Here is a 25,164-nt window from a genome sequence, read left to right on the forward strand (position 1 = left end):
TCATATCTCCATAAAGGTCAATTCTAAGTCTTGATCTATCCTTTATCTTTGTATCTATAGCAGATAAAAATATTTTATATTGATTCACAACATCAACTCCTTATATAAAAGCTTGTACTACATCAAAGCACCTTTTATATATTTAAAACTTTCTTATGTCCTTCTTTAAAATAGCGAAGTTCATTATAACTAACTTTACATATTTTCATTATCTGTCTATCTGACCACCCTATAACCTTTAATTTTACATATCTTCTATATGTCAATCTCATTAATTCCCCTCTCTTCCACCCTTAAACTAGTTAACAAATTCATACTTTCACTTCCAACACTTATTATCTTTGTTAATATATTTTGAAAAAGATTAAGTCTCTCTTTTAAATCTCTATTTTCTTTCTCTAATCTTTTTCTCTCAAAATGAGATAATGGATTAGCCTTATATCTATCTATTTTCTGAATCTCTTCCAAGTAATACATTGGCTTGTCAAAATGAGGATTCCTTGTTATAAGCCCATTTTCTTCATAATTTATAATTGTCCGAACTGTTACTCCCCATCTCTCACTAAGTTCTTTTCTACTTATCAATACTTGTTCCATCAAAATCTCCATACTAAAATCTTTAAAATAAAGATTTTCCAATAAACATACAGAATATCCAGTTCAAATTATTGAACTTTTTTATCAAAAAAATATTTTTGTATTTTATCTTCTCCAATACTTAAAAGCTCTGAAATTCTAATAATTTCATCTTGTGAAAAAAATATTTTATTATTTAACTTTAATGATAATGTTCTTTCTGATACTCCTAATATCTTAGAAAATTCATTTTGGGTTTTATGTTTCTCAATTATCCTGCCTCTAAGTTTACTATAATCAAATTGCATTTTGTTCCTCCTTATAATATCAATCAGTTTTAGTTCAATTTTTTGAACAATATTATAATATCATATCCAAATAAAACCGTCAATACTTTTATTCAATTTTTTTAACTATTTTGTTTTTTCCATTGAACTTAAATTCAAAAAGATATATACTATATATGAAAGGATTTGATTATATGATTGAAAATACTTCAACTCGATTAAAAAAAATAATGAACGAAAGGCACTTAAGACAAGTTGATTTACTAGAACTTGCAAAACCCTTCTGCAAAAAATACAATGTGAAAATGAATAAATCTGATATAAGCCAATACTTATCAGGTACAGTCAAACCTGGTCAAGAAAAACTAGCAATGCTAGGAATGGCTTTAAATGTTAATGAAACTTGGCTAATGGGATATGATGTACCAATGGACAGAAATAAAATTGTTTATAGTCAGCCTAATAATATTAGTACTATAAATCCAAATCTAAACCAATATATATATGATTTAGGATATAAAATTACAAATGATAAATCAAAACAAAATTTACTATTAGAAACAAAAAAAAATAAATATGAAATAACTTTATCTGATTTAAAAGAACTTGAAAGCTTCACAGAATCATTTATTAAATTTAAGTTCTCCGAACTTATTAATAAATAAAATACTATCTACCAATTATAAAATTTTAAATCTAAAAATAAATACTATAAACATAGACAATTATACTAATCAAAAATTAAATGCTCATAGATTTTTATATAATAATTTAATAAATTCATCAAATTCAATTTAAAACTATTTAACATTCAAAAATTCATATTAAAATCTATTGAGCATTATAAAAAATTTATTTTTCTCTCATCAACTTATATTAACTAAATTCAAATAGTTAATATAAGTTAATTTTATCAAAGGAGATTGTTATTATGAATTATACTATAACCTACAGACAAAAAGATAAAGGCTGGCAATTTATTATATCTTACAAACTAAATGGAAAATGGAAACAAAAAAGCAAGCAAGGTTTTAAAACAAAAAAAGAAGCAAAACCATTTGCTGAAAAAACTCTAAAAGATTTAAAAAAACAACTTAAAAATATTAATTCTATTCAAGTTGAATCTTTAACATTTAAATCACTTCACTATAATTTTATAGAACATATTAAGCTATATAAAGAATTTAATACTATAAAAGGATATAAAAATGCTTATTCTTGCTTTTCTACATTAGAAAACTATGAAGTTGATAATATTAAAAATATTGATATCCAAAAATGTATTGATAATTTAATAAAAAAAGAACTTAAAAATGCAACTATAAAAAGCTATATATCAAGAATTTCTTTAGAATTTGAATACTATATAGAAACTTATAATCCTATTTATATAAACCCTACAAAAAAATTGAAACTACCAATAAATAAAAATACCACTATAAAAAAAGCTTTAACAAAAAAAGAGTTAGATCATTTATTAAAAAAGCTTAAAAATAATAAATTCTATATAGTCGCATATATCGCGTCTAATACAGGTTTAAGATGTGGAGAAATTTTAGGATTAACTTGGCTAGATTTAGATGAAAAAAATTTAACATTATCAATAAATAAACAATGGAAACTATTAAAAAATGGTTATTATGGATTTGGTGAATTAAAAAGTAAAAATTCTAATAGAACTATTCCTGTTAGTAAAGAATTTGTAAAAACTTTAAAAGAGTATAAATTATTAACACCTATTTCATTCGACAATAGAATTGCACCTTTTAATAATTCCTCTATAGAAAAGTATTTAAATCCTAAACTAAAAAAATATTCAGATATATCTATACATGAGTTAAGACATACATATGCTACTTTATTAATCCACAACGGAGTAGACTTTAAAACAATCGCCAAAATTCTAGGACATGATATAAAACAAACATTAGATACTTATTCGCATGTAACAGATGATATGATGAATTTAGCTTCTAAAAAAATTGAAAAAATTTTTTCAAATAATTTTTGACGTTTTTTGACGAAAAGTTATAATCCTTGCAAAATAGCCTTTTATAAATAATAATCTGGATTTTCATAGAAAATCCACATTACTTTTGCAGCATCTATTGGTGATCCTCCTCCCATTGCAACGATCCAATCTGGTTCAAATCTTCTCATTGCTTCTGCTCCACTCATAACAGTTTCTACTGATGGATCTGGTTCAACTCCCTCAAAAAGTTCAACTTCCATTCCAGCTTCCTTTAAATATGTTTCAACTTTATCTAAGAATCCAAAGCGCTTCATTGAGCCTCCACCAACTACAACAAATGCCTTCTTTCCTTCTAATGTCTTTAATACCTCTAAAGATCCTTCCCCATGATATAAATCTCTTGGTAATGTAAAACGTGCCATAATAAACCTCCTAAAAGTTATATAATTTATTTCTTACTTATTTACATAAATATAATAAGCAAAAATCATGCCAAGTGTTTATAATTTAACAATGTTGTTAAATCATTTACCTTCCTGTAAATAGTATGCACGCTTTAAAATAAATATGTCCTAAAATAAATCAGTTTAAATATTTTTTACTGCTCTACTTTAGGACACCGTCTTATTATCTTACGTTTTAAAATAAATTGAGAATAAACATAATTATATGTATTAATTCTTTATTTAATTATTTGAAGTAGCAAAATATAAGTTGGCTAAGATAAATAAAATATGTGTAATAAGCATATAGCGAACAATTAGAAGTACTTGGTGAAGGAATAACTACTAGGCCTTAGTATTGTTGGTTTGTTTGAGCGCAGCGAGTTAACCAAAACTCTTGGCGTAGTAGTTTTTTCGAACCTAGTACTTCTTTGTGCAGCTATTAGCTTATGGAACATATCTAGTTATCTTAGCCTTTACATTAGCAATTTATTAGTTAATATTAATATTGTATTTTTTAACTTTAAGGTAAAGTGTATTTCTGCTTATTCCCAATACTTTCGCTGTTTTAGTCATATTATATTTATTATGCTCTATAGCATTTCTTATAGTTACTTTTTCAATTTCCTCTAAGTTAAAGCATTTTTCCTTTTCTCCGTCAAAAACAATATCTTTGCTATCTATATCTAATATTTCATTTCTTTTTTCTTCTGATTCTTCTAATATATCATCTGATAACTCACCATTTAAATTAACTATATTTTCTATACAGTTTTCTAATTGTCTTATATTCCCTGGCCAATTATATCCAAGTAACCTATTAAATAATTCCTTAGTTATTTCAGGAATTTCTTTTTCTAATTCTATTGATTTCATGCTAAGGAAATATTCAATAAGCTTTCTTATATCCCCTTTTCTTTCTCTAAGAGGTGGTAATTTTATTGGAATTACACATAATCTATAATATAAATCTTCTCTAAAAGTTCCTTTTTTAACTTCTTTCTTTAAATCTTTATTTGTTGCAGCTATCACTCTAATATCTACAGGAATTTCCATGCTTCCTCCAAGTCTAGCAACTCTCCCTTCTTGAAGAACTCTAAGTAGTTTCACTTGCATATCCAATGGCATTTCACCTATTTCATCTAAAAATAATGTTCCACCATTAGCAATTTCAATTTTTCCTATCTTTCCGCCTTTTTTTCCTCCAGTGAAAGTTCCATCTTCATATCCAAAAAGTTCACTTTCAATTATATTAGCAGGTATGGCTCCACAATTTATAGCTATAAATTTATTATTTTTTCTTATACTATAATTATGAATAGATTGCGCTAGTATTTCCTTGCCTGTCCCACTTTCTCCATTAATTAATACCGTTGAAGGACTATTAGCTATAATCTTACAATTTGTTATAACATTTTTTATAGCATCACTTTCTCCTATAATATCATTGAAAGTAAAAAATGCCCCTGTAAAATTACTTTCTTTATTTTTTTCTTTTATCTTTGTTAATGTTGCTACAATCCCTATTATTTTTTCATTACATTTGATTCCTTTAAGAATAATTTCAGTCTTATATTTGCTTGCATGACTTAGCTTTATTTCTTTTGTTATAGTTTCACTATTCTTTGATATTCTGCTTACTATGTTTTTAAAATTGGGGATAATATGATTTATGTCTTCATTAATTAGGTTTTGATTTCTTTTATCTAAAATATTTAATCCTAATTCATTTATGTTTATTATTTTTCCATGTATGTCAATAATCATTATTCCTTTATCAACATTTTCTATAACAGTTTTCATATAATTATAGGTTTGATTTAAGATATAATTAGTTTTTATTCTGTAAAGTTCGTTTTCTATTGCTGTAACTCCAAAAATAACTAATCCTAAGGTGTGAGGGTGTTTCATATTACTTTTTCCTGTTAAATTTAAAGTTCCTATTATTTCACACTTACTATTATGGATAGGTGCTGCAGAGCAAGTTAATCCTTGAAATATAGTAGCATAATGCTCATTTGCAGTTATTTGAAGACATCTATTTTCTGTTATTGCTGTCCCCATTGCATTAGTACCTATATTTTTCTCATCCATATAGGCTCCAACTTTTAAATTTAACTTTTCAAGTTCATCCTTTATTGAATCAGCTCCCCTTATATAAAGTATGCATCCATTATTGTCTGTTAAAATTATGATAAAGTCATTATCTTCTACAGACTCAACTACCATATCTATATAGGGTTTTGATATTTCTATTAATTCTTTATTTATCTCTAGTACTTTTTTAAGCGCTTCTCCATTTAACATGGTTCTTGAATGATTGCTACTTTTTTCAACTCCGTAATCTTCACTTCTTTTATGCGAGTTTTCGATTAATAAACTTTTATTATACATAACTCTATACCTCTTAACCATTGTTTTACTTTAATCTTTATACCGTATAATATAAGTTTACTATTAGATTGATAAATTTTCTACAAAATAATATGACTATAATTGTATTTTTATAAAAAATTACAATTATAGTCATTAAAATTTGATTTTTTAGTATCTTGTAGAGTTCTTTAATTGTCTTTCTATATCTCTCTTATGAGCTTTTTCTAACATAGAATCTCTCTTATCATAATTCTTTTTACCTCTACACAATCCAAGTGCAACCTTTACCTTACCATCTTTTAAATATAATGATAATGGTATTAAAGTAAATCCTTGTTGTGCTACAAGTCCTGCAAATCTTGATATTTGCTCCTTATGAAGTAAAAGCTTTCTTTCCCTTAATGGATCAACATTAAATATATTTCCTTGTTCATAAGGACTTATGTGCATACCTTTTATAGTAATTTCACCATTTTCTACATCTGCGTAAGATTCTTTTAAATTACATTTTCCTGCTCTTATTGATTTAACTTCAGTTCCAACTAAAGCTATTCCAGCCTCTATGGTTTCTTCTACAAAATAATCGTGCCTAGCTTTTCTATTTTCAGCTAATGTATTACTATTTTTCTTCCTTACCATATTCTCACCACTCATTTTATTTTTCTTTTAGTATAACAAAATAGTAAAAAAATGTGAACATTTTTTTTAATGGATAATTGATAATGCACAATTGACAATTAAGGAAAAAAACCCTAAATATTTTTAAAATAAAGGTGCTGCACACCAATTTAAGTTTTGCTGTTCAAAACATTCTTAATTATCAATTATCACTTGTCAATTATCAATTATCAATTGCTTCGCAATTTATTACAGTTCTTCACTATCTTCATTATCATCTTCATTAACTAGTTCATTTTTTATTTCATCTTTTGCTTCTTGAATTTTTTCACTAAGCTTTTCACTAGGTACTATTTCTTCCTTAGGTTGTTCTTCTTCAATTAAATCAAAATAGACTTCTCTGTTGTCTATATCAACTCTAGTACATTTAACTTTGATTTCATCACCTAGTCTATAAACCTTTTTAGTTCTTTCACCGATTAAGCATAAATGGGCTTCATCATAAATATAGTAATCATCATCTAAAGCTGTTATATGAATTAATCCCTCTATTGTGTTTGGTAATTCTGCAAATAAACCAAAGGATGTAACTGAAGATATAATAGCTGTAAATTCTTCTCCAATTCTTTCTTGCATATATTCTGCTTTCTTTAAATCATCAACTTCTCTTTCTGCTTCTTGAGCTAATCTTTCCATTTCTGATGATTGTTTTGATGCTATTTCAACTATATTAGTTAATCTTCCTGCTCTCTTTTCATCTATCTTTCCATTTAATTGTTCTTTTATAATCCTATGGATTTGTAAATCTGGATATCTTCTTATTGGTGATGTAAAGTGGCAATAATACTTAGCTGCAAGACCAAAGTGTCCTACACATTCTGGTGAGTATTTAGCTTGCATCATTGAACGTAATAAAAGAGTACTTACTACTGTTTCTTCCTTTTTACCTTTTACTTTTTCTAATATATCTTGAAGAGCTCTTGGATGAGCTTCCTGACCCCATCTTACAATATAACCTAAGTTATATACAAACTCTTTAAACTTTTCTAACTTTTCTTCATCTGGCTCTTCGTGAATTCTATATACAAATGGTAAATTAGTCCAGAACATATGCTCAGCTATTGTTTCATTACATACAAGCATGAATTCTTCTATTATTCTATTTGCAATAGCTCTGTCATAAGGCTTAATATCTACTGGTTTACCTAAGTCATTTAATATAATTTTTGATTCTTCAAAGTTAAAGTCAATAGCGCCTCTTTTCATTCTCTTTTCACGAAGAATGTTGCATAACTCTTCCATAGCCTTAAAATCATCCACTAAGTAATCATATCTTTTAATAAGTTCTTCATCATTATTTTCTAAAATCTTTGTTACATCTGTATATGTCATTCTTTCACTAGTTTTTATAATTGTTTCTTCTATTTCATGTTGAATTACTTTTCCACTCTTATCAATAACCATAAAGCAGCTTAAAGCTAATCTATCTACTTTAGGATTTAATGAACAAATACCATTTGATAACTTCTTAGGTAACATTGGAATTACTCTATCTATTAAATATACTGAAGTACCTCTTTTTAAAGCTTCTTTGTCTAAAGGATTCTTTTCTCTTACATAATGAGATACGTCTGCAATGTGAACTCCTAATCTAAATTTACCATTATCAAGTCTTTCTATTGAAACAGCATCATCTAAGTCCTTAGCATCTTCTCCATCTATTGTTACCATTCTTAAATTTCTAAGATCTTTTCTTCTTGCATATTCCTTAGAATCTATTTCTTCTTCAATGTTTTCTGCATAATTTAGAACCTTTTCTGGGAACTCTTCTGGTAATCCATACTTCTTAATTATTGTAAGAATATCTAACCCCTTATCTCCCTTTTTACCTAAAACTTCTTTTACTATACCTTCAGGACTTCTTCTTTTATCTGCCCATTTAACTATTTCACAAATTACTACATCTCCATCTTGTGCTCCATTTCTATCTTTTTTAGATATAAAGATATCTTGATTTAATCTTGTATCTTCTGGAACAACAAATCCGAAGTTTCTACTATCTTCATATACCCCTATAATTTTAGTATTAGATCTTTCTAAAACTTCTCTTACTTCTCCTTCTCTCTTTTTACCATTTAAATCTTCTCTTGTTATTTGAACTAACACCTTATCTCCATTCATAGCACCACTCATAGATGAACTTGGTATGAAAACATCTTTTTCTCCCTCAGTATCTGGAAGTAAGAATCCAAATCCTTTTTGATGCACTTGTAACTTACCAGTTATTAAACCAAGTCTTTCAGGCACACCAAACTTATCTTTCTTTGTCCTAACAATTAGGCCTTCCCTTTCCATTGATTTTAGAACTTTCTTAAAAGATTTATATTCATCAGGATTTATATCAAATACAGCAACCAACTCTTGAATATCCATTGGTCTGTATGCTTCCTCTCTCATAAAACTTAATAACGTCTGTTTAATTCCCATATATACGTTTCCTCCATATAATTCAATTTATTTAAAAATCTATTTCTAATCTGATTTTATAAGTAAGTTATACATTTATTATATGTATAATTTAAAATCTATATCATTTGTAAAATAAAATAATATATCATTAATTCTTGGCTATTTGTAAATTAATCTACAGTCAGATCCATTTTATAATTCACCCTAGATGAATTATTTGCTAATTCTTTCATTATTAATTATTTTACCCTTAACTTCTTCATCCTTCTCTAGTTTATCCATCTTCCCTTGATATTACACACTTCCGAAACACTTTTATTAATTTCACCCATTTTCCTATTAGGGTTTTATTTACCAATTTATATTTAATCAAAAAAACAGACAATCAACAACCCCATTGTCAATTGTCCACACCAATTACCAACTATTAATTATTCCTTCACTTTTCCATATAATTCATTTTGCTTAAATTATCTATTATGAATTAACATTCTACTCATTTGTAAATTTATTCTACAAACAGCTGACTTTCCATAATTTAACGCAAGCGAATTATTTCCTAAACTTTTTTCATTTTTCATTCTTTCACTTATCCCATTTATCTTAAGCAATATTCAGCTAATACAGTTTGTAACTCATAAATATTTAAGCTGCTGTTGAACTGCTTTTCTATTGGAAGGGCTGTTCCAGAAATCCATATTTTTAATTCTGCATCTAAGTCAAAATGTCCAGCAGTCTCAATGCTAAAATGAGTTATTGATTTATATGGGATTGAATGATATTCTGTTTTCTTTCCAGTAACACCTTGCTTATCAACTAAAATAAGTCTTTTATTTGTGAAAATAAACGTATCTCTTACTAGTTTATAAGCTTTTTCTATAGTTTCTGATGATGCTAATATTTTTCCATATTCTTTTTTTAAAGCTTCTAAATTAACTTCTGAGGCATTTCCCATTAATCCATTAAATATACCCATAAAAACACTCCCTTTATTTTAAGATAAAATAGTATAAAAGAGCTACCTATTATAAAAAGCAGCTCTTGTTATAACATTATATTAAGTTTAATACTACTGTATTCACAGCAAATAAAGTCATTGTTACAATTGTTACTTTTAATAGCATAGCTTCCTTTGTTCTAGCTTTATTCTTTGAAAAGAAAGTTTCATTTTTACTTCCTTGAATAAGTCCACTTAATGCATCTGTTTTACTTGGTTGTAATAATACTGATATTATGATTGCTAACCCTAAGATCACTTCTAATACTAATAAAACATCTTTCATTCTTATACCTCCCATGATTACTCAAAACGGTCATATTTACATAACTTTATATTATCATATTAAATGCTACATTACAAGTCAATAGTTACAAAATTATCCCTTACAATCCCTTATAAAAATAAGGATAAGATTATAAAATCTTATCCTTATATATTACAATTTAATTATTTCTTGATGTTGAAGAATGCTTTTCTTCCTCTGTATTCAGCTACATCGTCTAATTCTTCTTCAATTCTTATTAATTGGTTGTACTTAGCAACTCTTTCAGATCTTGCAGGAGCACCAGTCTTGATTTGACCAGCGTTAACAGCTACAACTAAATCAGCAATTGTAGTATCTTCTGTTTCACCAGATCTGTGAGAAATAACTGCTGTATAACCAGCTCTGTTAGCCATTTCGATAGCATTTAAAGTTTCTGTTAAAGTACCGATTTGGTTTAACTTGATTAGGATTGAGTTACCAACTCCCATGTCGATTCCTCTTTCTAATCTTTCAGTGTTAGTAACGAATAAGTCATCACCAACTAATTGAACTTTCTTACCTAATCTTTCAGTTATTAGCTTCCAACCTTCCCAGTCTTCTTCAGCCATACCATCTTCGATTGAGATAATTGGGTATTTGTTAACCCAGTTTTCTAAGAAGTCAACCATTTCAGCTGCAGTTAAAGTTTTTCCTTCATGTTCTAATACATACTTTCCATCTTTGTAGTATTCTGATGAAGCAGCATCGATAGCGATGAACATATCTTCTCCAGCTTTGTAACCAGCTTTAGTTATAGCTTCTATAATAACTTCAATCGCTTCTTCGTTTGACTTAAGGTTTGGAGCAAATCCACCTTCATCACCGATAGCTGTTGAATATCCTTTATCATGTAAAGTTTTCTTTAATGTATGATAAACTTCAGCACACATCTTTAATGCATCGCTAAATGTTTTAGCTCCAACTGGCATAACCATGAATTCTTGTAAATCAACTGAGTTATCAGCATGTGATCCACCATTGATTATGTTCATCATAGGTACTGGTAAAACTTTTGCATTTACTCCACCTACATATTGGTATAATGGTAAATCTAATGATTTTGCAGCTGCATTAGCAACAGCAAGTGAAACACCTAATATAGCGTTAGCACCTAATTTTGCTTTGTTTGGAGTTCCATCTAATTCGATAAGCATTTTATCTATATATGGTTGATCATATACGTTGCATCCAATTAATTCTTCTGCAATTGTATCATTTACGTTTTGAACAGCCTTTAAAACACCTTTTCCTAGGTAGTTATCTTTATCTCCATCTCTTAATTCAACTGCTTCATACATACCAGTTGATGCTCCTGATGGAACTGCTGCTCTTCCTACAGTACCATCTTCTAAGTATACTTCAACTTCTACTGTAGGGAAACATCTTGAGTCAAGAATTTGTCTTGCTACAACGTCTACTATTTCACAATAATTTTTCATTACTTTTTCCTCCTTATATTTGAAATGTATAATTTCTTTCGCCTATATCCATACCTTTATATTATTTCTTATGAGTAATAATTTATTCATAAAAAGATATACATATAGATTTTTCTGAAAAAAATAACATTTTTTAGCAAATAATAATCATTATCACATTTTCAATATCATTATACCACTTTGACCATAATTTTCAATATTTATTTGTGGCTGTAATCATTTAAAAGGAATTTTTTTATTATAATATTTATGATAAGTGTTACAAATTAAAAAAAGCTCAGAATATCTAAGCTTTTTATTTATATGGTTTGGATAATTTTATAATTATAGATTTTAAATTTTTGCTTTCCTCTTGCTAAATACATCAAATGCTACTGCTAATAAAAGTACTAAACCCTTTATAGCCATTTGCATATCACTACCTACACCTAAAATTGACATACCATTATTTAAAACACCCATAACTAATGCGCCAACTATAGCTCCAATAACTGTACCTATACCACCATAAGCTGATGCACCTCCAATATAACATGCAGCTATTGCATCTAATTCGAAGTTTAGTCCAGATTGAGGTGAGGCAGCATTCAATCTTGATGTGAAACTTATAGCAGCTATTGCAGAAAGTACAGCCATATTAACATATACTAAGAATAAAACTTTATTAGTATTTATTCCTGAAAGTTTTGCTGATTTTTCATTTCCACCCATAGCATAAAGATATCTTCCTGGTATCGTTTTAGAAGTAATTATAGTATAAAGAAATACTAAAATGCCTATAATTGCAAACATTATTGGAATTCCTTTATATACAGCAAGCCAATAAGTTACTAACATAGTTGCTGATACTATTAATATAATCTTAGCTATGCATAATGGTAATGGAAGAACATCAAAATTATATTTTTCTCTTTCAGCTCTGTTTTTAAATTCTATATATACATATATAATAGAAACTAATATACCTACAATAATAGTTGTAATATTTATATTACTGTTTTTAAATATATCTGGAAAAAATCCTCCACTTATAGCTTGGAATGACTTTGGAAATGGACTTAATGTTAATCCTTGAAGCATCTTTACAGTCAATCCTCGAAATAACAACATTCCTGAAAGTGTTACAATAAATGCTGGTATTCTAATATATGCTATCCAAAATCCTTGCCATATTCCTATTAATAATCCTACAGCTAAACAAATTAATATTGCTGGGAATAACGCCATTTTATTGTTAATAATAAGTATACCAGCAAGTGCACCAATAAAGGCAACTATAGACCCAACCGAAAGGTCTATATTCCCACTAGATACTATACATAATGTCATACCAATCGATAAAATAAAAACATAACTGTTTTGAAGAATCAAATTAGTTACATTCATCGGTACTAAAAGTATTCCTTTTGTTAAAATTTGAAATAAAACTATAATTACAACTAATGCTATAAGCATTGTATATTGTCTTACATTGTCTTTAAATATTGTCTTTAATGATTCCCCTAAAGTTTGCTTGACTTTTAATTCTACATTTTTATCTAATTGCATTTAAACTACCTCCTTATTACTATCCATTATGCATTTCATTATAATTTCTTGAGATGCTTCACTAACTGACAATTCTCCAACAATTCTTCCAGAATTCATTATATATACTCTATCGCATATACCTAATATTTCAGGAAGCTCTGATGAAATTACTAAGATAGATTTTCCGGAGTCCGCTAAGTCATTTATTATTTTATATATTTCATACTTTGCTCCTACATCTATTCCTCTTGTTGGTTCATCTAATATTAATATATCTGGATCAGTAAATATCCATTTACTTAAAACAACTTTTTGCTGATTACCACCAGACAAATTTCCAGCCTTTTGTATTATTGAAGGAGATTTAATATTAAGTTTTTCTCTAAAATTTTCTGTTACTCCTATTTCTTCATTATCATTTATAAATTGCATTTTACTAAGCTTTTTAATTTTTGCTATTGATATATTATTTTTTATACTATCAATTAAATTAAGTCCTGCTGTCTTACGATCTTCTGTTACATAAGCTAGCCCTGAATCTATAGCATCTCTAATATTATTTAACTTAATTTCTTTTCCATTTTTGATTATAGTTCCGCTTATATTTCTGCCATAAGCCTTTCCAAAAATACTCATAGCAAACTCAGTTCTTCCAGCTCCCATTAATCCTGATAGCCCAACTATTTCTCCTTTTTTTATGTCTAGATTCACATCCTTAATAATCCTTCTACCATCTATAATAGGATCATAAACATTCCAATTCTTAACTTCAAAAATAACTTCTCCTATATTAGATTCGTGACTAGGATATCTATTAGTAAGTTCTCTTCCAACCATACATTTAATAATGTCATTCTCGTCAATACTTCCATCATTCTTCATTGATTGTATAGTTGATCCATCTCTAAGAATTGTTATATTATCTGCTACTCTTAAAAGTTCATTTAGCTTATGAGAAATTAAAATACATGTAATTCCATCTTTCTTTAATTCTAATAAAAGTTGAAGTAGACTTTCTGAATCCTTATCATTTAATGCAGCTGTAGGCTCATCAAGAATTAATAGTTTAACATCTTTTGCTAAAGCTTTTGCCACTTCTACTAGTTGCTGCTTACCAACACCAATATTTTTAATTTTTGTATGAACATTTTCTTCTAATTTAACTCTTGCTAACATTTTTAATACCTCTATATCTGTTTGTCTCCAATTTATCATTAGCCCATTTGCTCTTTCATTACCAAGAAATATATTCTCTGATATAGACAACTCGGGTATCAAGGCTAATTCTTGATGGATTATAACTATCCCTTTTTTTTCACTATCTTTTATATTATTAAACTTACATAATTCCTCATTAAAAATTATATCTCCACTATATGTTCCATAATTGTATATTCCACTAAGTACATTCATAAGAGTTGACTTTCCAGCGCCATTTTCTCCAATTAGTGCATGTATTTCTCCTTCTGTTACTTTAAGATTTACATTATCTAAAGCTTTAACACCTGGAAAAGTTTTTGTTATATTCTTCATTTCTAAAATGACTTTTTTCATCTACTCTCCTCCCCTCTATCTCCATTTTCCATGAATATATTGCTATAGCTGAAATATAAATTACATTCAGCTATAGCTAATAAATTTATTTCAGGATATGAATTTATTTTTTACTTTAAATCGGACTCTTGATAATATCCACTATCAATTAAAGTTGCTTTATAATTGTCTACAGTAACACTTACAGGGTCACAAAGGAATGATGGAACTACTTTTGCACCGTTATCATATGTTTTTGTATCATTTACTTCTGCTTCTTTTCCATCAACTAAAGCATTTACCATTTCAACAACTTTTTTAGCAAGCGTTCTTGTATCTTTAAATACAGACATAGATTGTTGCTTATTTATCATTGCTATTACATTTGGTTTATCACAGTCTTGTCCAGTCAATATTGGATAAGGCTTATCTGCTGAACCATAACCAGCATTTTGAAGAGACGCAACAACGCCTATAGCAACGCTATCATTTGATGATAAAATTGCATCTAACTTTTTACCACTAGCATAATTAGCAGTAATTATATTATCCATTCTTGCTTGTGCCTTTGCTGAGTCCCAGCTTTGAGTTGCTACTTCTGTAAATTCCTTTTGTCCACTTGGAACTACTAATTTACCGCTATCTATATAAGGTTTTAATATACTCATTGCTCCATTAAAGAAAAAAGTTGCATTGTTATCATCTGGAGCACCAGCAAATAATTCAATATTAAAAGGTCCATTTGAATTTTTTAAATCTAATTTTTCTTCTATATATTCGCCCTGAGTAACCCCTACTTTAAAATTATCAAAAGTAGCATAATAATCTACATTTTCAGATTGCATAATTAATCTGTCATATGCTATTACCTTTATATCATTATCAGCTGCTTTACTTAATACATCAGTTAATGCAGAACCATCAATAGATGCTATTACTAAAATATTGCATCCCTTTGTTATCATATTTTCTATTTGTTGAACTTGAGTATTTACATCGTTATTTGCATATTGTAAATCGACCTTGTACCCTTTTCCTTCAAGTTCTGATTTCATATTAGATCCATCTTGATTCCATCTTTGAAGAGATTGTGTAGGCATTGCAACACCTATTAAGGATTCTTTTTTATTACCTTCATTAGTATTATCACTACTTTGTGATTTTGATGTACAACCTATAGCAAAGGACATTAAAGCTGCAGTTAAGCCTAATGCAATGATTTTTTTAATCTTCATTTTTTTGACTCCCCCTATAATTTATTTTTAATTTATCACATAACCATCTTAGCCTTTGTATACGTTTAACTCAATGTAATTACTTGCCTTTTCACTTGATAAACTTGCTATAAATAATGCAAATTTTTACTATAAAAAAACAAAAAAATACTATAAGAATAATCCTATAGTATTTTTATTATTTAAATTTATATTCTGTTGGTGAATATCCTTCATATTTTTTAAATACTTTACTAAAATAATTAGGATCACTATATCCTACCTCATACCCTATTTCCTTAATACTCATTTCATTGTTATTTAATAATTCCTTTGCCTTTTTTATCCTCAATGAATTTATATAGTCAGATAAATTACATCCTATAAACTCCTTAAAGTTTCTACTAAAATAGCAAGAACTCAAATTGAAATTTTTAGCAATGCTTTCAAGACTTAACTCTTCTTTTATATTGCTTATAATATATTCCTCAACCTTTCTAAAAAGCTTAACTTTATCATTATCATTACTTTTATCTTTATCATAGTTAATAATATTATTAATATGGATTATATCATTTCCAATATTAGAATTAACAGCTCTATTAGCTTCTTCATAAGATTTACTCATATAATTAATTCCGCTATAACAATTTCCAATTCCTATTTTTATTGAAACATTAAAATGTCTATCTACTTCTCTTTTTATATCATTAGCTATTTTTATATTTGCTATTGTTTCTTCATATGCATTAAAATATCTTTCAGTTTGAATAAAATAAACTAAATCTTCCGTAAACCTGTATGTTCCTATTACTTTATACTTTAGCTTTAAAAATTCGATTACATATTCCCATATTTTTCTCTTTAAGATATTATTATAGTTACTTGCTAATATTTTTATAATAATCGAAAAAGCACTATCTAAATTCAAATTCAGGTAACTTATATACATATTACAATCAATCCCATCTAGTGTATTATTTATAATATTGTAACTTAATTCATTTTCAAGTACTCCAATCAAATTATTAATTTTTTCTTCGTTCTCTATATCATTTTTTCTTTTAGCTTTTTCTTTTTCTACAGTTTCTATTGCATCATTAATTTTTTTTATTAACTCCATTCTGATAAAAGGCTTCAATAAATATTCCTTTACATTTAATTTAACAGCTTCCACTGCAAAATCAAAGTAATCATATGCTGTTAACATAATAAAATAAGTATTAACTGCTGTCTTTTTTATTTCTTCAATTGCTTTAATACCATTTATCCCTGGCATTTTAATATCCATTATTACTATTTCTGGTCTAATTTGTTCTGCAATTTCAATTGCCTCTCTTCCATTTTTTGCTTGTGCTATAGTGAGTTTCTCTTTAAAATTTTCTTCTATAAGATTTACTATAGAGTCTCTTTCATACTTTTCGTCATCAGCTATAAGAATTTTTAACATGATTATTTCAACCCCTCAATTGGAATATTCAAAAATACTTTTGTGCCTTCTCCTTCTTTGCTGCTTATATAAAACATATCATTTCTACCGTATAATATTTCTAATCTACTAACTACACTTTTGATACCTAGCCCTGTTGTATGACCTGTATGTTGTCTTTCCCTATCTCCAAAACGTATTTCATTTAATGATTCTTTATCTATTCCACATCCATTATCCTCAATAATAACCTTATATTGCTCTGGTTCATTATATATTTTAATACTAATATATCCCCCCTCTTCCTTAGGTTCTATTCCATGAATAAATGCATTTTCTACAAAAGGCTGTAAAGTCATCCCTGGGACTAATATATCTCCTATGTAACAATTTATATCTAAATTGAAAACTAATCTATCATCATACCTTACTTTCTGAATAAATATATACTGCTTGACCACGTTTATTTCATCTTCTAAAGTTGCATTTCTCTCCATCATACTTAAACTATATCTAAGTATCCCCGATACAGCTGTTATTAGCTCCTCTGTTTTATATGCACCTTCACTTATAGCTATTTGATTTATACAATTTAAAGTATTAAATAGAAAATGTGGATTTATTTGTGATTGTAATACCTTCAATTGTGATAATTTTAATGCATTTTCATATTTTAATATTTTTACTTCATCATCCCTTAGCTTCGCTTCTAGCTTAGCATTTTCTTTAAGTGACTTTATATACCCTTTTAAATCTATTATCATTTTATCAAAAGCTTTATATAAAATATCAATTTCATATATCTCTGTATCTTCAGCTTTAATTCTATTAAAATTACCATTTGATACGTTCTTAGCTGAATCAACTAATATCTGAAGTTTATTTAATATGTCTTTTATAAAAAGTATTGTGTAAACTGCGCTTATAAATATGGTTATTGTTATAAACAAACTTAAAAGCCTATATAATTCTGTTTCTTTTTTCTTACTGTCATTATATATAATATTATTTGTTTTTATATAACTTTCATTTAGTTTTGCAATAAATGAATTACAATAAGATAATGTATCTCTAGTCGACATATAGTTATTATAATATGCGTCAATAGCTCCTTGATTATCAAATAACTCTATAGTTTTATCTCCTTCTGTTTTGTAACTCTTAATTGTATTAAGCAAATCTCTTAATATATATCTACTTTCTATATCAGAGCTAGCTTTCAATGATTCAATTTTACTTATAGCCTTAGATATATTATTTTCATATATCTTTTTAGATTCCTTATCACTTGTTTGAAAGTGCTCATTAAAATAATTAAATGATTCATTTAAAAGATTTTTTATATCATTAGCTGTATTTAGTTTATACAACATAATGCTATAATTCTTATTTATTTTCTTACTAATAATTAATGATATTACATTACTAGTTACCAAAGGTATGATTATAATTATTACAAATACTATTATTTTACTCCTTAGACTTTTCATTTTATTGATTTCTCCCTGATTAATCATAATCATTTATATTTCTATCATTAATTACTTCAACATCAATTAATTGAAGTTCTTTAACTTTATTACCTTCTAATATATTCACTATAGTATTAACAGCTTCTTCTCCCATAATATAAGGATTCTGTGCAACTGTAGCACTTATTGTTCCATCTCTTATTAATTCTAATGTTTCAGGCAATGCATCAAAGCATATTATTTTAACAATTCCCACCAATCCCATACTCTTAACAACTTTAGCCGCACCTATTCCATCCTGTGCCGAAGTACAAAATATAGCTTTAATGTCTTGATTATCAGTTAATATTTTTTTGGCTGCTAATTCTGCTTGTAATAAATATGAATCTGAAGACTCAATATTTGTGATATCTAAGTTAGAATTTTCTTTAATATATTCTGTAAATCCTGTAACTCTTTCAACTTGATTTTTAACTTCCATACCACCTAATATTATTCCAATATTCCCCTCTGTTCCTACTTGTCTAATCATCTCTTTTGCTCCAACTTTGCCTGCATTAACATTATCTGTTCCAACATAGGATAAACGTTTACTTTTTTCAGCATCAGAATCTATAGTAACAATAGGTATATTATTATCTATTATTTTATTAATAATTGAATTATAACTATTTCCATCTTGAACATATGTTATTATTCCGCTAACATTAGATGCATATGCCATATTAATAAGCCTTATCCCCTCTTCTATACTAGCATAATCAGGTCCTTGAAATTCAACTATAATATTTTTATCTTCTGCAGCTTTTTCTGCACCATTTTTTATATCCTGCCAATATGGGTTTGAATATACATGTGAAATTAATACTATTTTATTCTTTAGTTCCTCATCATAATTCTCTTGTTCTTTTAATATATCCTTCACGCCGAAAACTAAAGCAAAAAAAATACCTATAAAAATAAAGCATCTAGCCAATCTAAGAAATTTCCTCATATAAACTTCCACCTAAATATAATAATTTATACATTTTATATAAATATTATAACATAACCAACTTATTTAATAGTACTCCTTGTAATCAAAAAATATATCCCCCATCAAGAACAAAAAAGAGCCTGTCTAGACTCTTTTTTACTCTAATTCACCATTTTGTAAGTATTGCTTATATTTCTTTTCCCACTCTCTTGCAACTTTTTTATCAATTAATCTAATATCCTCTAAAAAACTTTCCAACACTCCAATTTTATCAAGTCCCTTCATTAGATGCCTTGGATAATGTACCTTTCTTTTATAACATTGCTTTGGATCTATAACCATAACCTTATTATCACTTGTTATGTAAATATCTCTACATCTAGCATCTAATTTAGTGAATTTAAGTCTTTTAAATTCTTCTATTAAATAATATAGATTTTCTGAAATTTCATAATTAAAACCTTTCTTCTTGATGTAATGGTCTAACCTATGTCCTTCAACCTTATCTCTTACTATATAAAACTTACCTACATTATATACCCTTGGAAAATATTTAGACCTACTTACTTTTTTAAGTATCTCCCCTTCTTCCTTACAACATTTTGCTTCTTGAAATATCTTTACTGCTTTATTACCGGGTAACTCATAAACAATACCATTATGACCTTCACCAAGAAAAACGGCTTCCTTAAAAAGCTCTTCAGTTTCAGCATCAAAATCTGCTGAATAAGAATAAGTCCTAGCCATATAACTCTCCCATAAAAATATTATTATTATATATTATTACTTATACGTAGATATTATCACAAGTTTCTGCTTTTATTTATAAAGAAAAAGTTTCTTTCACTATTTTACTTCTCCACATTAATTAAATAACAAATATAAATTGGCAAGGATAAATGGAACATATCAATTTATCTTTGCCGTTATATTCATATTTAATTAAATATTACTGTTTCTGGTTTTACAGTATCTCCGTATATTGGTGCTAGAGTTGTATCATAAGCTTCCTTAAAAAATCCTTCTTTAGTAAGCTCATCTATTTCTTTATTAAGCCATTCTAATAACTCTGTGTCTCCTTTTTTAACAGCTGGTGCTATTGCATCCTCTTCGCCTAAACTTGAAATATAAGTATCATAACCTTCATTTTCTCTTGCCCAAGCAAATAATAAAGTATTGTCGTGTGCTAATGCAGCACCTCTTCCATCCTTTAATGCAGCAAATGTTTCAGTATTTTGTTCAAATTTAACTAGTTCAATATCAGGATAGTTTTTTGTAAAATAGCTTTCAGCTGTAGTTCCCTTATTAACTAATAGTTTCTTTCCCTTTAGGTCATCTACTGATTTTATTGGTGCCCCATCTGGTGAAACTACTCCTAATGAAACTTTCATATATGGAGTTGCAAAATCTACTTTTTCTTTTCTTTCTGCTGTAACTGTAAAGTTAGCTAAGATTATATCAACTTTATTTGATTGTAAGTATTCTACTCTGTTTGCTGCTTCAACTAATACAAATTCAACTTTACTTTCATCTCCTAATAAATCCTTAGCCAATCTTTTTGCTAAATAAACATCATAACCTTGGTTTGCTCCTTTTTCATCCACAAAGCCAAATGGTGGCTTATCACTAAATACTCCAATTCTTATTTTTCCTGCCTTTTTAATTGCATCTATTGATGACTTACTCTCTTCTGATTTACTTCCACATCCAACTAATGCCCCCAATGCTATTACTAATGTTAAAATTAATGATAAAAATTTTTTCATTTTTACCTGCCCCTTTCTTATTTTAAATTATTTATATAAATCAAATGATGATAAAAAGCTTTTTGCTCTTTCTGTTTTTGGATTTTCAAAAAATTCTTTTGGAGAAGATTCTTCTACTATTTTTCCTTCCTCCATAAACACAATTTTATCTGCCACATGTTTTGCAAATTCTAATTCATGAGTAACTACAACCATAGTCATTCCATTTTGTGCAAGTTCTAATAATACCATTAAAACTTCTCTAACCATTTCTGGATCTAATGCTGCTGTAACTTCATCAAAAAGCATTATCTCCGGATTCATGCACAAAGCTCTAACTATTGCAATTCTCTGTTTTTGACCTCCTGAAAGTTCTCTTGGATATGCATATTTTCTATTAAATAATCCTACTCTCTTTAAAAGTTCATCAGCTTCTTTTTCAACCTCTTCTTTACTTCTATTTTGAGCCTTAGTTGGCCCAAGCAAAATATTATTTATAACATTCATATGAGGAAATAATTCATAGCTTTGAAACACCATTCCTATTGTTCCTCTTACCTTCTCAAATTCTACCTCTTTACCTAAAATCCCATAATTGTTTAAGATGATTTCTCCTTCAGATATATCTTCTAAGCCATTTAAGCATCTTAAAAATGTACTTTTCCCACAACCTGAAGGTCCCAAAATTACTACTACTTCGCCTTTTTTAACTTCTAAGTCTATCCCTTTTAATGCTTCTATTTCTCCATATTTTTTCTTTATATTTTTTACATTAAGCAATATTTCTTCACTCATAAAGTCCCCCTAGTTTAGTTTTTTCTCTAATGCCTTTGCTCCCAATGATATTGGGAAACAAATTAAAAAGTATATTGTAAGCAATAGTCCATAAATCCAAAAAGATGCTAGTGGCTCTGTTAAGACTGTTCTTTCTATAATTTGCTGTCCAACTTTTACTAAATCAACTGCACCTATTAAAGTCATTAATGTTGTAGTTTTAATCATTCTAGTGCTTAAATTAATAATACCTGGCAGAACTCTTCTAATACTAATTGGAATAATAATGTACTTATAAGTTTGTATCTTATTCAAAGATAATGCCTTTGATGATTCATAATATATTTTAGGAATAGAAGTAATTGCCCCTCTTACTAGATCTCCAATTTCTGCTGTTCCCCATAAAGTAAAAACAATATATCCAACTATTGCAGATTCTAAATGAACATTTAAAAATGTAGGTACTCCAAAGTAAAAAATAAATAACCACACCATTAATGGAATTATTCTTATACTCTCTAAATATATAGTTGATATTACCTTTACAAACTTTCTTTTACTTGTCATAATTATTCCAAATATAACTCCTAATATAGTTGATAAAACAACAGATACAATAGCTACATTTAATGTTACCAATAACCCCTCCATGAGTCTTTTCATGTTATCTATATTAAAAATTATATTACCTGCCAAATTCTCCATATCTTAACCTCCTCTCTAATATCCTGCTGATTATTGAAATAGGAAGTAATATTATAAGATAAAATATCACAACTAATATTAATGCTTCATTTGTTTTATAGTACATTCCTATAACATCCTTAGTAACAAACATAAGCTCTGCAACAGCTATTGACCCTATAATAGATGTTTCTTTTACTAAGAAGATACAATTAGCTACTATGGATGGAATTGATATAGAAAAGCTCATTGGCATCACTATATATGTTAAAATCTGTGTTTTCCTTAAGCCTAAAGCTTGTCCACTTTCTATTTGTGCTTTGGCAACTGCATCTATTCCACCTCTAAAGGATTCTGCCATATAAGCTCCACCTAAAAATGATAAACCTATTACTCCACAAGTAAATCCACTTAAGGTTACTCCTATCTTAGTTAATCCATAATAAAGAAAAAATACTTGTATTAATAATGGTGTATTTCTTGAAAACTCTATATATCCTTTTGATATTATATTTAGCAATTTTATATTAAAATATCTAGCCACTTCTATTATTAATCCAATTAGAATGGACAATATAATCGATATAATTGCTAATTTTATAGTAACGATTGTTGCCTGAAAAAAATGTGGTAAACTACTGATAATAAAATTGAAATCTAACTCCATAAAATCCCCCTAAATCTTATAACTCAATATGCACTTTCTAAACGATAAAGCAACTTAAACATATTAAAACCTTAACCCTATCAAAATTTATATTAAATTTAAATATAATATTCCTAATGTAATTTATATAAATAAAAAACTTCCTCCCTTACAACTTTATAAGAGACGAAGTCATACTCCGCGGTTCCACTCTAATTGAACATAGTTCCACCTTAAAAATTCGCTATAAACGGCGATCCGTTAAAATACTACTTATATTTCACATTTTAAACTCCGAAGTGCAATTCATATATTACTTTGCTAAAGGATCTCAGCAATTCCTTCTCTCTGTAAGCATTATTAATATACTACTTTCTTCATCTTAGCTTTTCCTACTATTCCGATATGTTTAATTAAATTATACCCTCTTGGTTTTATTTGTCAATACGTATTATTTATTTCTACCATTTTATTTTTAACATTTTACCCCATTATTTTTTGTTTCTATATTTTTATTACTAATATTTTATTTCAATGTATGTTTATATAATTAAATTGTTCACGTGTATAGAAAAAAATTATAAAAAGCCATTTAAAGAAAAACTTTTTATAACTTAAACCCAAAATAAAAGAGCTGCCAAAAGGCAACTCTTTATTTTAAATTAATTGTTTTTATGGGATTAAAAATAAATCGATTAATCTTTTATCTTTTATTTCCTATAAATACTACTCCTAGAGTTCCTGGTCCACCATGAGTCCCTATTACTGCACCTATAGAATTAATGATAATATCTTTAACCTTAACTTCATCAAGTATCATTCTTTTTACATCTTCAGCATCTTCTAAACAATCTGCATGACATATAAATACTACTTGATCCTCCGGGTTTATTGCTTTTTCTTTTAATTGCTGAACTAAAGATTTTAAAGCTTTCTTTCTTCCCTTTATTTTATCTCCTGGTATAACTTTTCCATCATCATCTATTTTTAAAGTTGGTTTTATTCCAAGTAATCCTCCTACTGCTGCTACTGTACCCGAAATACGTCCACCTCTTTTTAAGTGATTTAAATCATCTACAGTAATTGCATGAATAACTTTCTTTTTAATAGATTCTATATACTCTACAATTTTATTAATATCTATATTATTTTTTATCATTTCATTTGCTTTATAAACTAAAGAACCTTCTCCAAGAGATACACTTAATGAATCAATAACTTTTATATTCGCCTCTGGATATTCTTCTAAAATCATTTCTTTAGCAGTATACGCACTATTATAAGTTCCACTTAGTGCCGAAGATAATCCTATATAAATTATCGACTCTCCTTGCTCTACATACTTCTTAAATACTTCTAAAAAAGTTCCAACATTTACTTGAGTCGTAGATGGCATTGCACCTTCTTTTATCATTTTATAAAAATCTTGGTGCTTTAAAGTTTGTCCTAGATCATCAGGTATAAATTCTCCATTTATATTAACCATAAGTGGTACTACTTCTATATTGTTTTGTTTAATATAATCTAAAGGCAAATCACATGCTGAATCAGTTATAAGTCTAACTTTCATAATATTCAACTCCTACAATTACTTTCGTTTTAGTAATTGATATTATACATTCAAATTTTTTCATTGTCAAATCCTTTGAATATCAAAATATTCTATAGATATATATT

23 protein-coding genes, 1 pseudogene and 1 other annotated feature are annotated in these 25,164 nt (G+C 27.7%); of the genes and pseudogenes, 2 read left to right on the forward strand and 22 right to left on the reverse strand.

The window, feature by feature from the left end; translation table 11 throughout:
* Positions 1-134: 134 nt before the first annotated feature.
* The 3 genes from NSA50_RS15095 to NSA50_RS15105 form a co-directional block, all read right to left on the reverse strand.
* Positions 135-272, reverse strand: coding sequence for a hypothetical protein (locus NSA50_RS15095; RefSeq protein ID WP_257446364.1), 138 nt, complete (start codon positions 270-272; stop codon positions 135-137).
* Positions 256-597 (reverse strand): MerR family transcriptional regulator, encoded by a 342-nt coding sequence (locus NSA50_RS15100; RefSeq protein ID WP_257446367.1) that lies wholly within the window; start codon positions 595-597, stop codon positions 256-258. The genes NSA50_RS15095 and NSA50_RS15100 overlap by 17 nt, the downstream gene beginning before the upstream one ends.
* Before the next feature lie 68 nt (positions 598-665).
* Positions 666-884: a DUF739 family protein gene (locus NSA50_RS15105; protein WP_257446370.1), complete on the reverse strand. Its 219-nt coding sequence runs from the start codon at positions 882-884 to the stop codon at positions 666-668.
* Positions 885-1,093: 209 nt separating this feature from the next.
* Here NSA50_RS15105 and NSA50_RS15110 point away from each other — a divergent pair, with 209 nt between their 5' ends.
* The gene (locus NSA50_RS15110; RefSeq protein WP_257446374.1) at positions 1,094-1,528 is read left to right on the forward strand and encodes a DNA-binding protein; all 435 of its coding nucleotides are present in this window, start codon (positions 1,094-1,096) and stop codon (positions 1,526-1,528) included.
* Positions 1,529-1,794: 266 nt separating this feature from the next.
* On the forward strand, positions 1,795-2,874 hold the full coding sequence (locus NSA50_RS15115) for a site-specific integrase (RefSeq protein WP_257446376.1): 1,080 nt from the start codon (positions 1,795-1,797) through the stop codon (positions 2,872-2,874).
* A gap of 53 nt (positions 2,875-2,927) precedes the next feature.
* Here NSA50_RS15115 and NSA50_RS15120 read toward each other — a convergent pair.
* The 19 genes and pseudogenes from NSA50_RS15120 to NSA50_RS15210 all read right to left on the reverse strand — a co-directional run.
* A pseudogene (locus tag NSA50_RS15120) lies at positions 2,928-3,257 on the reverse strand (iron-containing alcohol dehydrogenase); the annotation flags it as partial.
* A 513-nt stretch (positions 3,258-3,770) separates the two neighbouring features.
* Positions 3,771-5,672, reverse strand: coding sequence for a sigma-54-dependent Fis family transcriptional regulator (locus NSA50_RS15125; protein ID WP_195430167.1), 1,902 nt, complete (start codon positions 5,670-5,672; stop codon positions 3,771-3,773).
* Between the two features lie 150 nt (positions 5,673-5,822).
* Positions 5,823-6,293 (reverse strand): SsrA-binding protein SmpB, encoded by a 471-nt coding sequence (gene smpB / locus NSA50_RS15130; RefSeq protein WP_195262847.1) that lies wholly within the window; start codon positions 6,291-6,293, stop codon positions 5,823-5,825.
* A gap of 228 nt (positions 6,294-6,521) precedes the next feature.
* Complete coding sequence (gene rnr, locus NSA50_RS15135) at positions 6,522-8,759, reverse strand: ribonuclease R (RefSeq protein ID WP_195262846.1); 2,238 nt, start codon at positions 8,757-8,759, stop codon at positions 6,522-6,524.
* A 580-nt stretch (positions 8,760-9,339) separates the two neighbouring features.
* The gene (locus NSA50_RS15140; RefSeq protein ID WP_195262845.1) at positions 9,340-9,717 is read right to left on the reverse strand and encodes a PH domain-containing protein; all 378 of its coding nucleotides are present in this window, start codon (positions 9,715-9,717) and stop codon (positions 9,340-9,342) included.
* A gap of 76 nt (positions 9,718-9,793) precedes the next feature.
* Positions 9,794-10,024, reverse strand: a complete 231-nt coding sequence (gene secG / locus NSA50_RS15145) for a preprotein translocase subunit SecG (protein WP_195262844.1) — start codon at positions 10,022-10,024, stop codon at positions 9,794-9,796.
* A 164-nt stretch (positions 10,025-10,188) separates the two neighbouring features.
* Positions 10,189-11,484 carry a phosphopyruvate hydratase gene (eno, locus tag NSA50_RS15150; RefSeq protein WP_195262843.1) on the reverse strand — a complete coding sequence of 432 codons (1,296 nt, stop codon included), beginning with the start codon at positions 11,482-11,484 and terminating at the stop codon, positions 10,189-10,191.
* Between the two features lie 333 nt (positions 11,485-11,817).
* On the reverse strand, positions 11,818-13,032 hold the full coding sequence (gene mmsB / locus NSA50_RS15155) for a multiple monosaccharide ABC transporter permease (RefSeq protein ID WP_195262842.1): 1,215 nt from the start codon (positions 13,030-13,032) through the stop codon (positions 11,818-11,820).
* On the reverse strand, positions 13,033-14,568 hold the full coding sequence (gene mmsA / locus NSA50_RS15160) for a multiple monosaccharide ABC transporter ATP-binding protein (protein ID WP_257446384.1): 1,536 nt from the start codon (positions 14,566-14,568) through the stop codon (positions 13,033-13,035).
* Between the two features lie 110 nt (positions 14,569-14,678).
* On the reverse strand, positions 14,679-15,776 hold the full coding sequence (gene chvE, locus NSA50_RS15165; protein WP_374940978.1) for a multiple monosaccharide ABC transporter substrate-binding protein: 1,098 nt from the start codon (positions 15,774-15,776) through the stop codon (positions 14,679-14,681).
* Positions 15,777-15,960: 184 nt separating this feature from the next.
* Entirely contained in the window at positions 15,961-17,211 is a 1,251-nt protein-coding gene (locus tag NSA50_RS15170; protein WP_257446388.1) for a response regulator, read from the reverse strand.
* A gap of 2 nt (positions 17,212-17,213) precedes the next feature.
* Positions 17,214-18,680 carry a sensor histidine kinase gene (locus tag NSA50_RS15175; protein ID WP_257446390.1) on the reverse strand — a complete coding sequence of 489 codons (1,467 nt, stop codon included), beginning with the start codon at positions 18,678-18,680 and terminating at the stop codon, positions 17,214-17,216.
* A gap of 19 nt (positions 18,681-18,699) precedes the next feature.
* A complete protein-coding gene (locus NSA50_RS15180) occupies positions 18,700-19,656 on the reverse strand; it encodes a substrate-binding domain-containing protein (RefSeq protein WP_257446392.1) in 957 nt (318 codons plus the stop codon).
* A gap of 138 nt (positions 19,657-19,794) precedes the next feature.
* The gene (locus NSA50_RS15185) at positions 19,795-20,385 is read right to left on the reverse strand and encodes a protein kinase (RefSeq protein ID WP_257446394.1); all 591 of its coding nucleotides are present in this window, start codon (positions 20,383-20,385) and stop codon (positions 19,795-19,797) included.
* A gap of 191 nt (positions 20,386-20,576) precedes the next feature.
* A complete protein-coding gene (locus tag NSA50_RS15190; protein ID WP_257446396.1) occupies positions 20,577-21,404 on the reverse strand; it encodes a cysteine ABC transporter substrate-binding protein in 828 nt (275 codons plus the stop codon).
* Positions 21,405-21,431: 27 nt separating this feature from the next.
* Positions 21,432-22,178, reverse strand: coding sequence for an amino acid ABC transporter ATP-binding protein (locus tag NSA50_RS15195; RefSeq protein WP_306813958.1), 747 nt, complete (start codon positions 22,176-22,178; stop codon positions 21,432-21,434).
* Between the two features lie 9 nt (positions 22,179-22,187).
* Entirely contained in the window at positions 22,188-22,862 is a 675-nt protein-coding gene (locus NSA50_RS15200; protein WP_257446398.1) for an amino acid ABC transporter permease, read from the reverse strand.
* Positions 22,843-23,508, reverse strand: a complete 666-nt coding sequence (locus tag NSA50_RS15205; protein ID WP_257446401.1) for an amino acid ABC transporter permease — start codon at positions 23,506-23,508, stop codon at positions 22,843-22,845. The genes NSA50_RS15200 and NSA50_RS15205 overlap by 20 nt, the downstream gene beginning before the upstream one ends.
* Before the next feature lie 158 nt (positions 23,509-23,666).
* Positions 23,667-23,880: a binding site (T-box leader), on the reverse strand.
* Between the two features lie 310 nt (positions 23,881-24,190).
* A complete protein-coding gene (locus NSA50_RS15210) occupies positions 24,191-25,057 on the reverse strand; it encodes a DegV family protein (protein WP_195262832.1) in 867 nt (288 codons plus the stop codon).
* Positions 25,058-25,164 lie beyond the last annotated feature (107 nt).

The sequence above is a fragment of the Clostridium mucosae genome, from assembly GCF_024622765.1.
Taxonomy (GTDB): domain Bacteria; phylum Bacillota; class Clostridia; order Clostridiales; family Clostridiaceae; genus Clostridium.

What these genes read in the sequence shown, in the direction of transcription:
- NSA50_RS15095 (WP_257446364.1), bottom strand. Translation starts at nt 272, where the DNA reads ATGAGATTGACATATAGAAGATATGTAAAATTAAAGGTTATAGGGTGG.
- NSA50_RS15100 (WP_257446367.1), bottom strand. Translation starts at nt 597, where the DNA reads ATGGAACAAGTATTGATAAGTAGAAAAGAACTTAGTGAGAGATGGGGA.
- NSA50_RS15105 (WP_257446370.1), bottom strand. Translation starts at nt 884, where the DNA reads ATGCAATTTGATTATAGTAAACTTAGAGGCAGGATAATTGAGAAACAT.
- NSA50_RS15110 (WP_257446374.1), top strand. Translation starts at nt 1,094, where the DNA reads ATGAACGAAAGGCACTTAAGACAAGTTGATTTACTAGAACTTGCAAAA.
- NSA50_RS15115 (WP_257446376.1), top strand. Translation starts at nt 1,795, where the DNA reads ATGAATTATACTATAACCTACAGACAAAAAGATAAAGGCTGGCAATTT.
- NSA50_RS15125 (WP_195430167.1), bottom strand. Translation starts at nt 5,672, where the DNA reads ATGTATAATAAAAGTTTATTAATCGAAAACTCGCATAAAAGAAGTGAA.
- smpB (WP_195262847.1), bottom strand. Translation starts at nt 6,293, where the DNA reads ATGGTAAGGAAGAAAAATAGTAATACATTAGCTGAAAATAGAAAAGCT.
- rnr (WP_195262846.1), bottom strand. Translation starts at nt 8,759, where the DNA reads ATGGGAATTAAACAGACGTTATTAAGTTTTATGAGAGAGGAAGCATAC.
- NSA50_RS15140 (WP_195262845.1), bottom strand. Translation starts at nt 9,717, where the DNA reads ATGGGTATATTTAATGGATTAATGGGAAATGCCTCAGAAGTTAATTTA.
- secG (WP_195262844.1), bottom strand. Translation starts at nt 10,024, where the DNA reads ATGAAAGATGTTTTATTAGTATTAGAAGTGATCTTAGGGTTAGCAATC.
- eno (WP_195262843.1), bottom strand. Translation starts at nt 11,484, where the DNA reads ATGAAAAATTATTGTGAAATAGTAGACGTTGTAGCAAGACAAATTCTT.
- mmsB (WP_195262842.1), bottom strand. Translation starts at nt 13,032, where the DNA reads ATGCAATTAGATAAAAATGTAGAATTAAAAGTCAAGCAAACTTTAGGG.
- mmsA (WP_257446384.1), bottom strand. Translation starts at nt 14,568, where the DNA reads ATGAAAAAAGTCATTTTAGAAATGAAGAATATAACAAAAACTTTTCCA.
- NSA50_RS15170 (WP_257446388.1), bottom strand. Translation starts at nt 17,211, where the DNA reads ATGTTAAAAATTCTTATAGCTGATGACGAAAAGTATGAAAGAGACTCT.
- NSA50_RS15175 (WP_257446390.1), bottom strand. Translation starts at nt 18,680, where the DNA reads ATGAAAAGTCTAAGGAGTAAAATAATAGTATTTGTAATAATTATAATC.
- NSA50_RS15180 (WP_257446392.1), bottom strand. Translation starts at nt 19,656, where the DNA reads ATGAGGAAATTTCTTAGATTGGCTAGATGCTTTATTTTTATAGGTATT.
- NSA50_RS15185 (WP_257446394.1), bottom strand. Translation starts at nt 20,385, where the DNA reads ATGGCTAGGACTTATTCTTATTCAGCAGATTTTGATGCTGAAACTGAA.
- NSA50_RS15190 (WP_257446396.1), bottom strand. Translation starts at nt 21,404, where the DNA reads ATGAAAAAATTTTTATCATTAATTTTAACATTAGTAATAGCATTGGGG.
- NSA50_RS15195 (WP_306813958.1), bottom strand. Translation starts at nt 22,178, where the DNA reads ATGAGTGAAGAAATATTGCTTAATGTAAAAAATATAAAGAAAAAATAT.
- NSA50_RS15200 (WP_257446398.1), bottom strand. Translation starts at nt 22,862, where the DNA reads ATGGAGAATTTGGCAGGTAATATAATTTTTAATATAGATAACATGAAA.
- NSA50_RS15205 (WP_257446401.1), bottom strand. Translation starts at nt 23,508, where the DNA reads ATGGAGTTAGATTTCAATTTTATTATCAGTAGTTTACCACATTTTTTT.
- NSA50_RS15210 (WP_195262832.1), bottom strand. Translation starts at nt 25,057, where the DNA reads ATGAAAGTTAGACTTATAACTGATTCAGCATGTGATTTGCCTTTAGAT.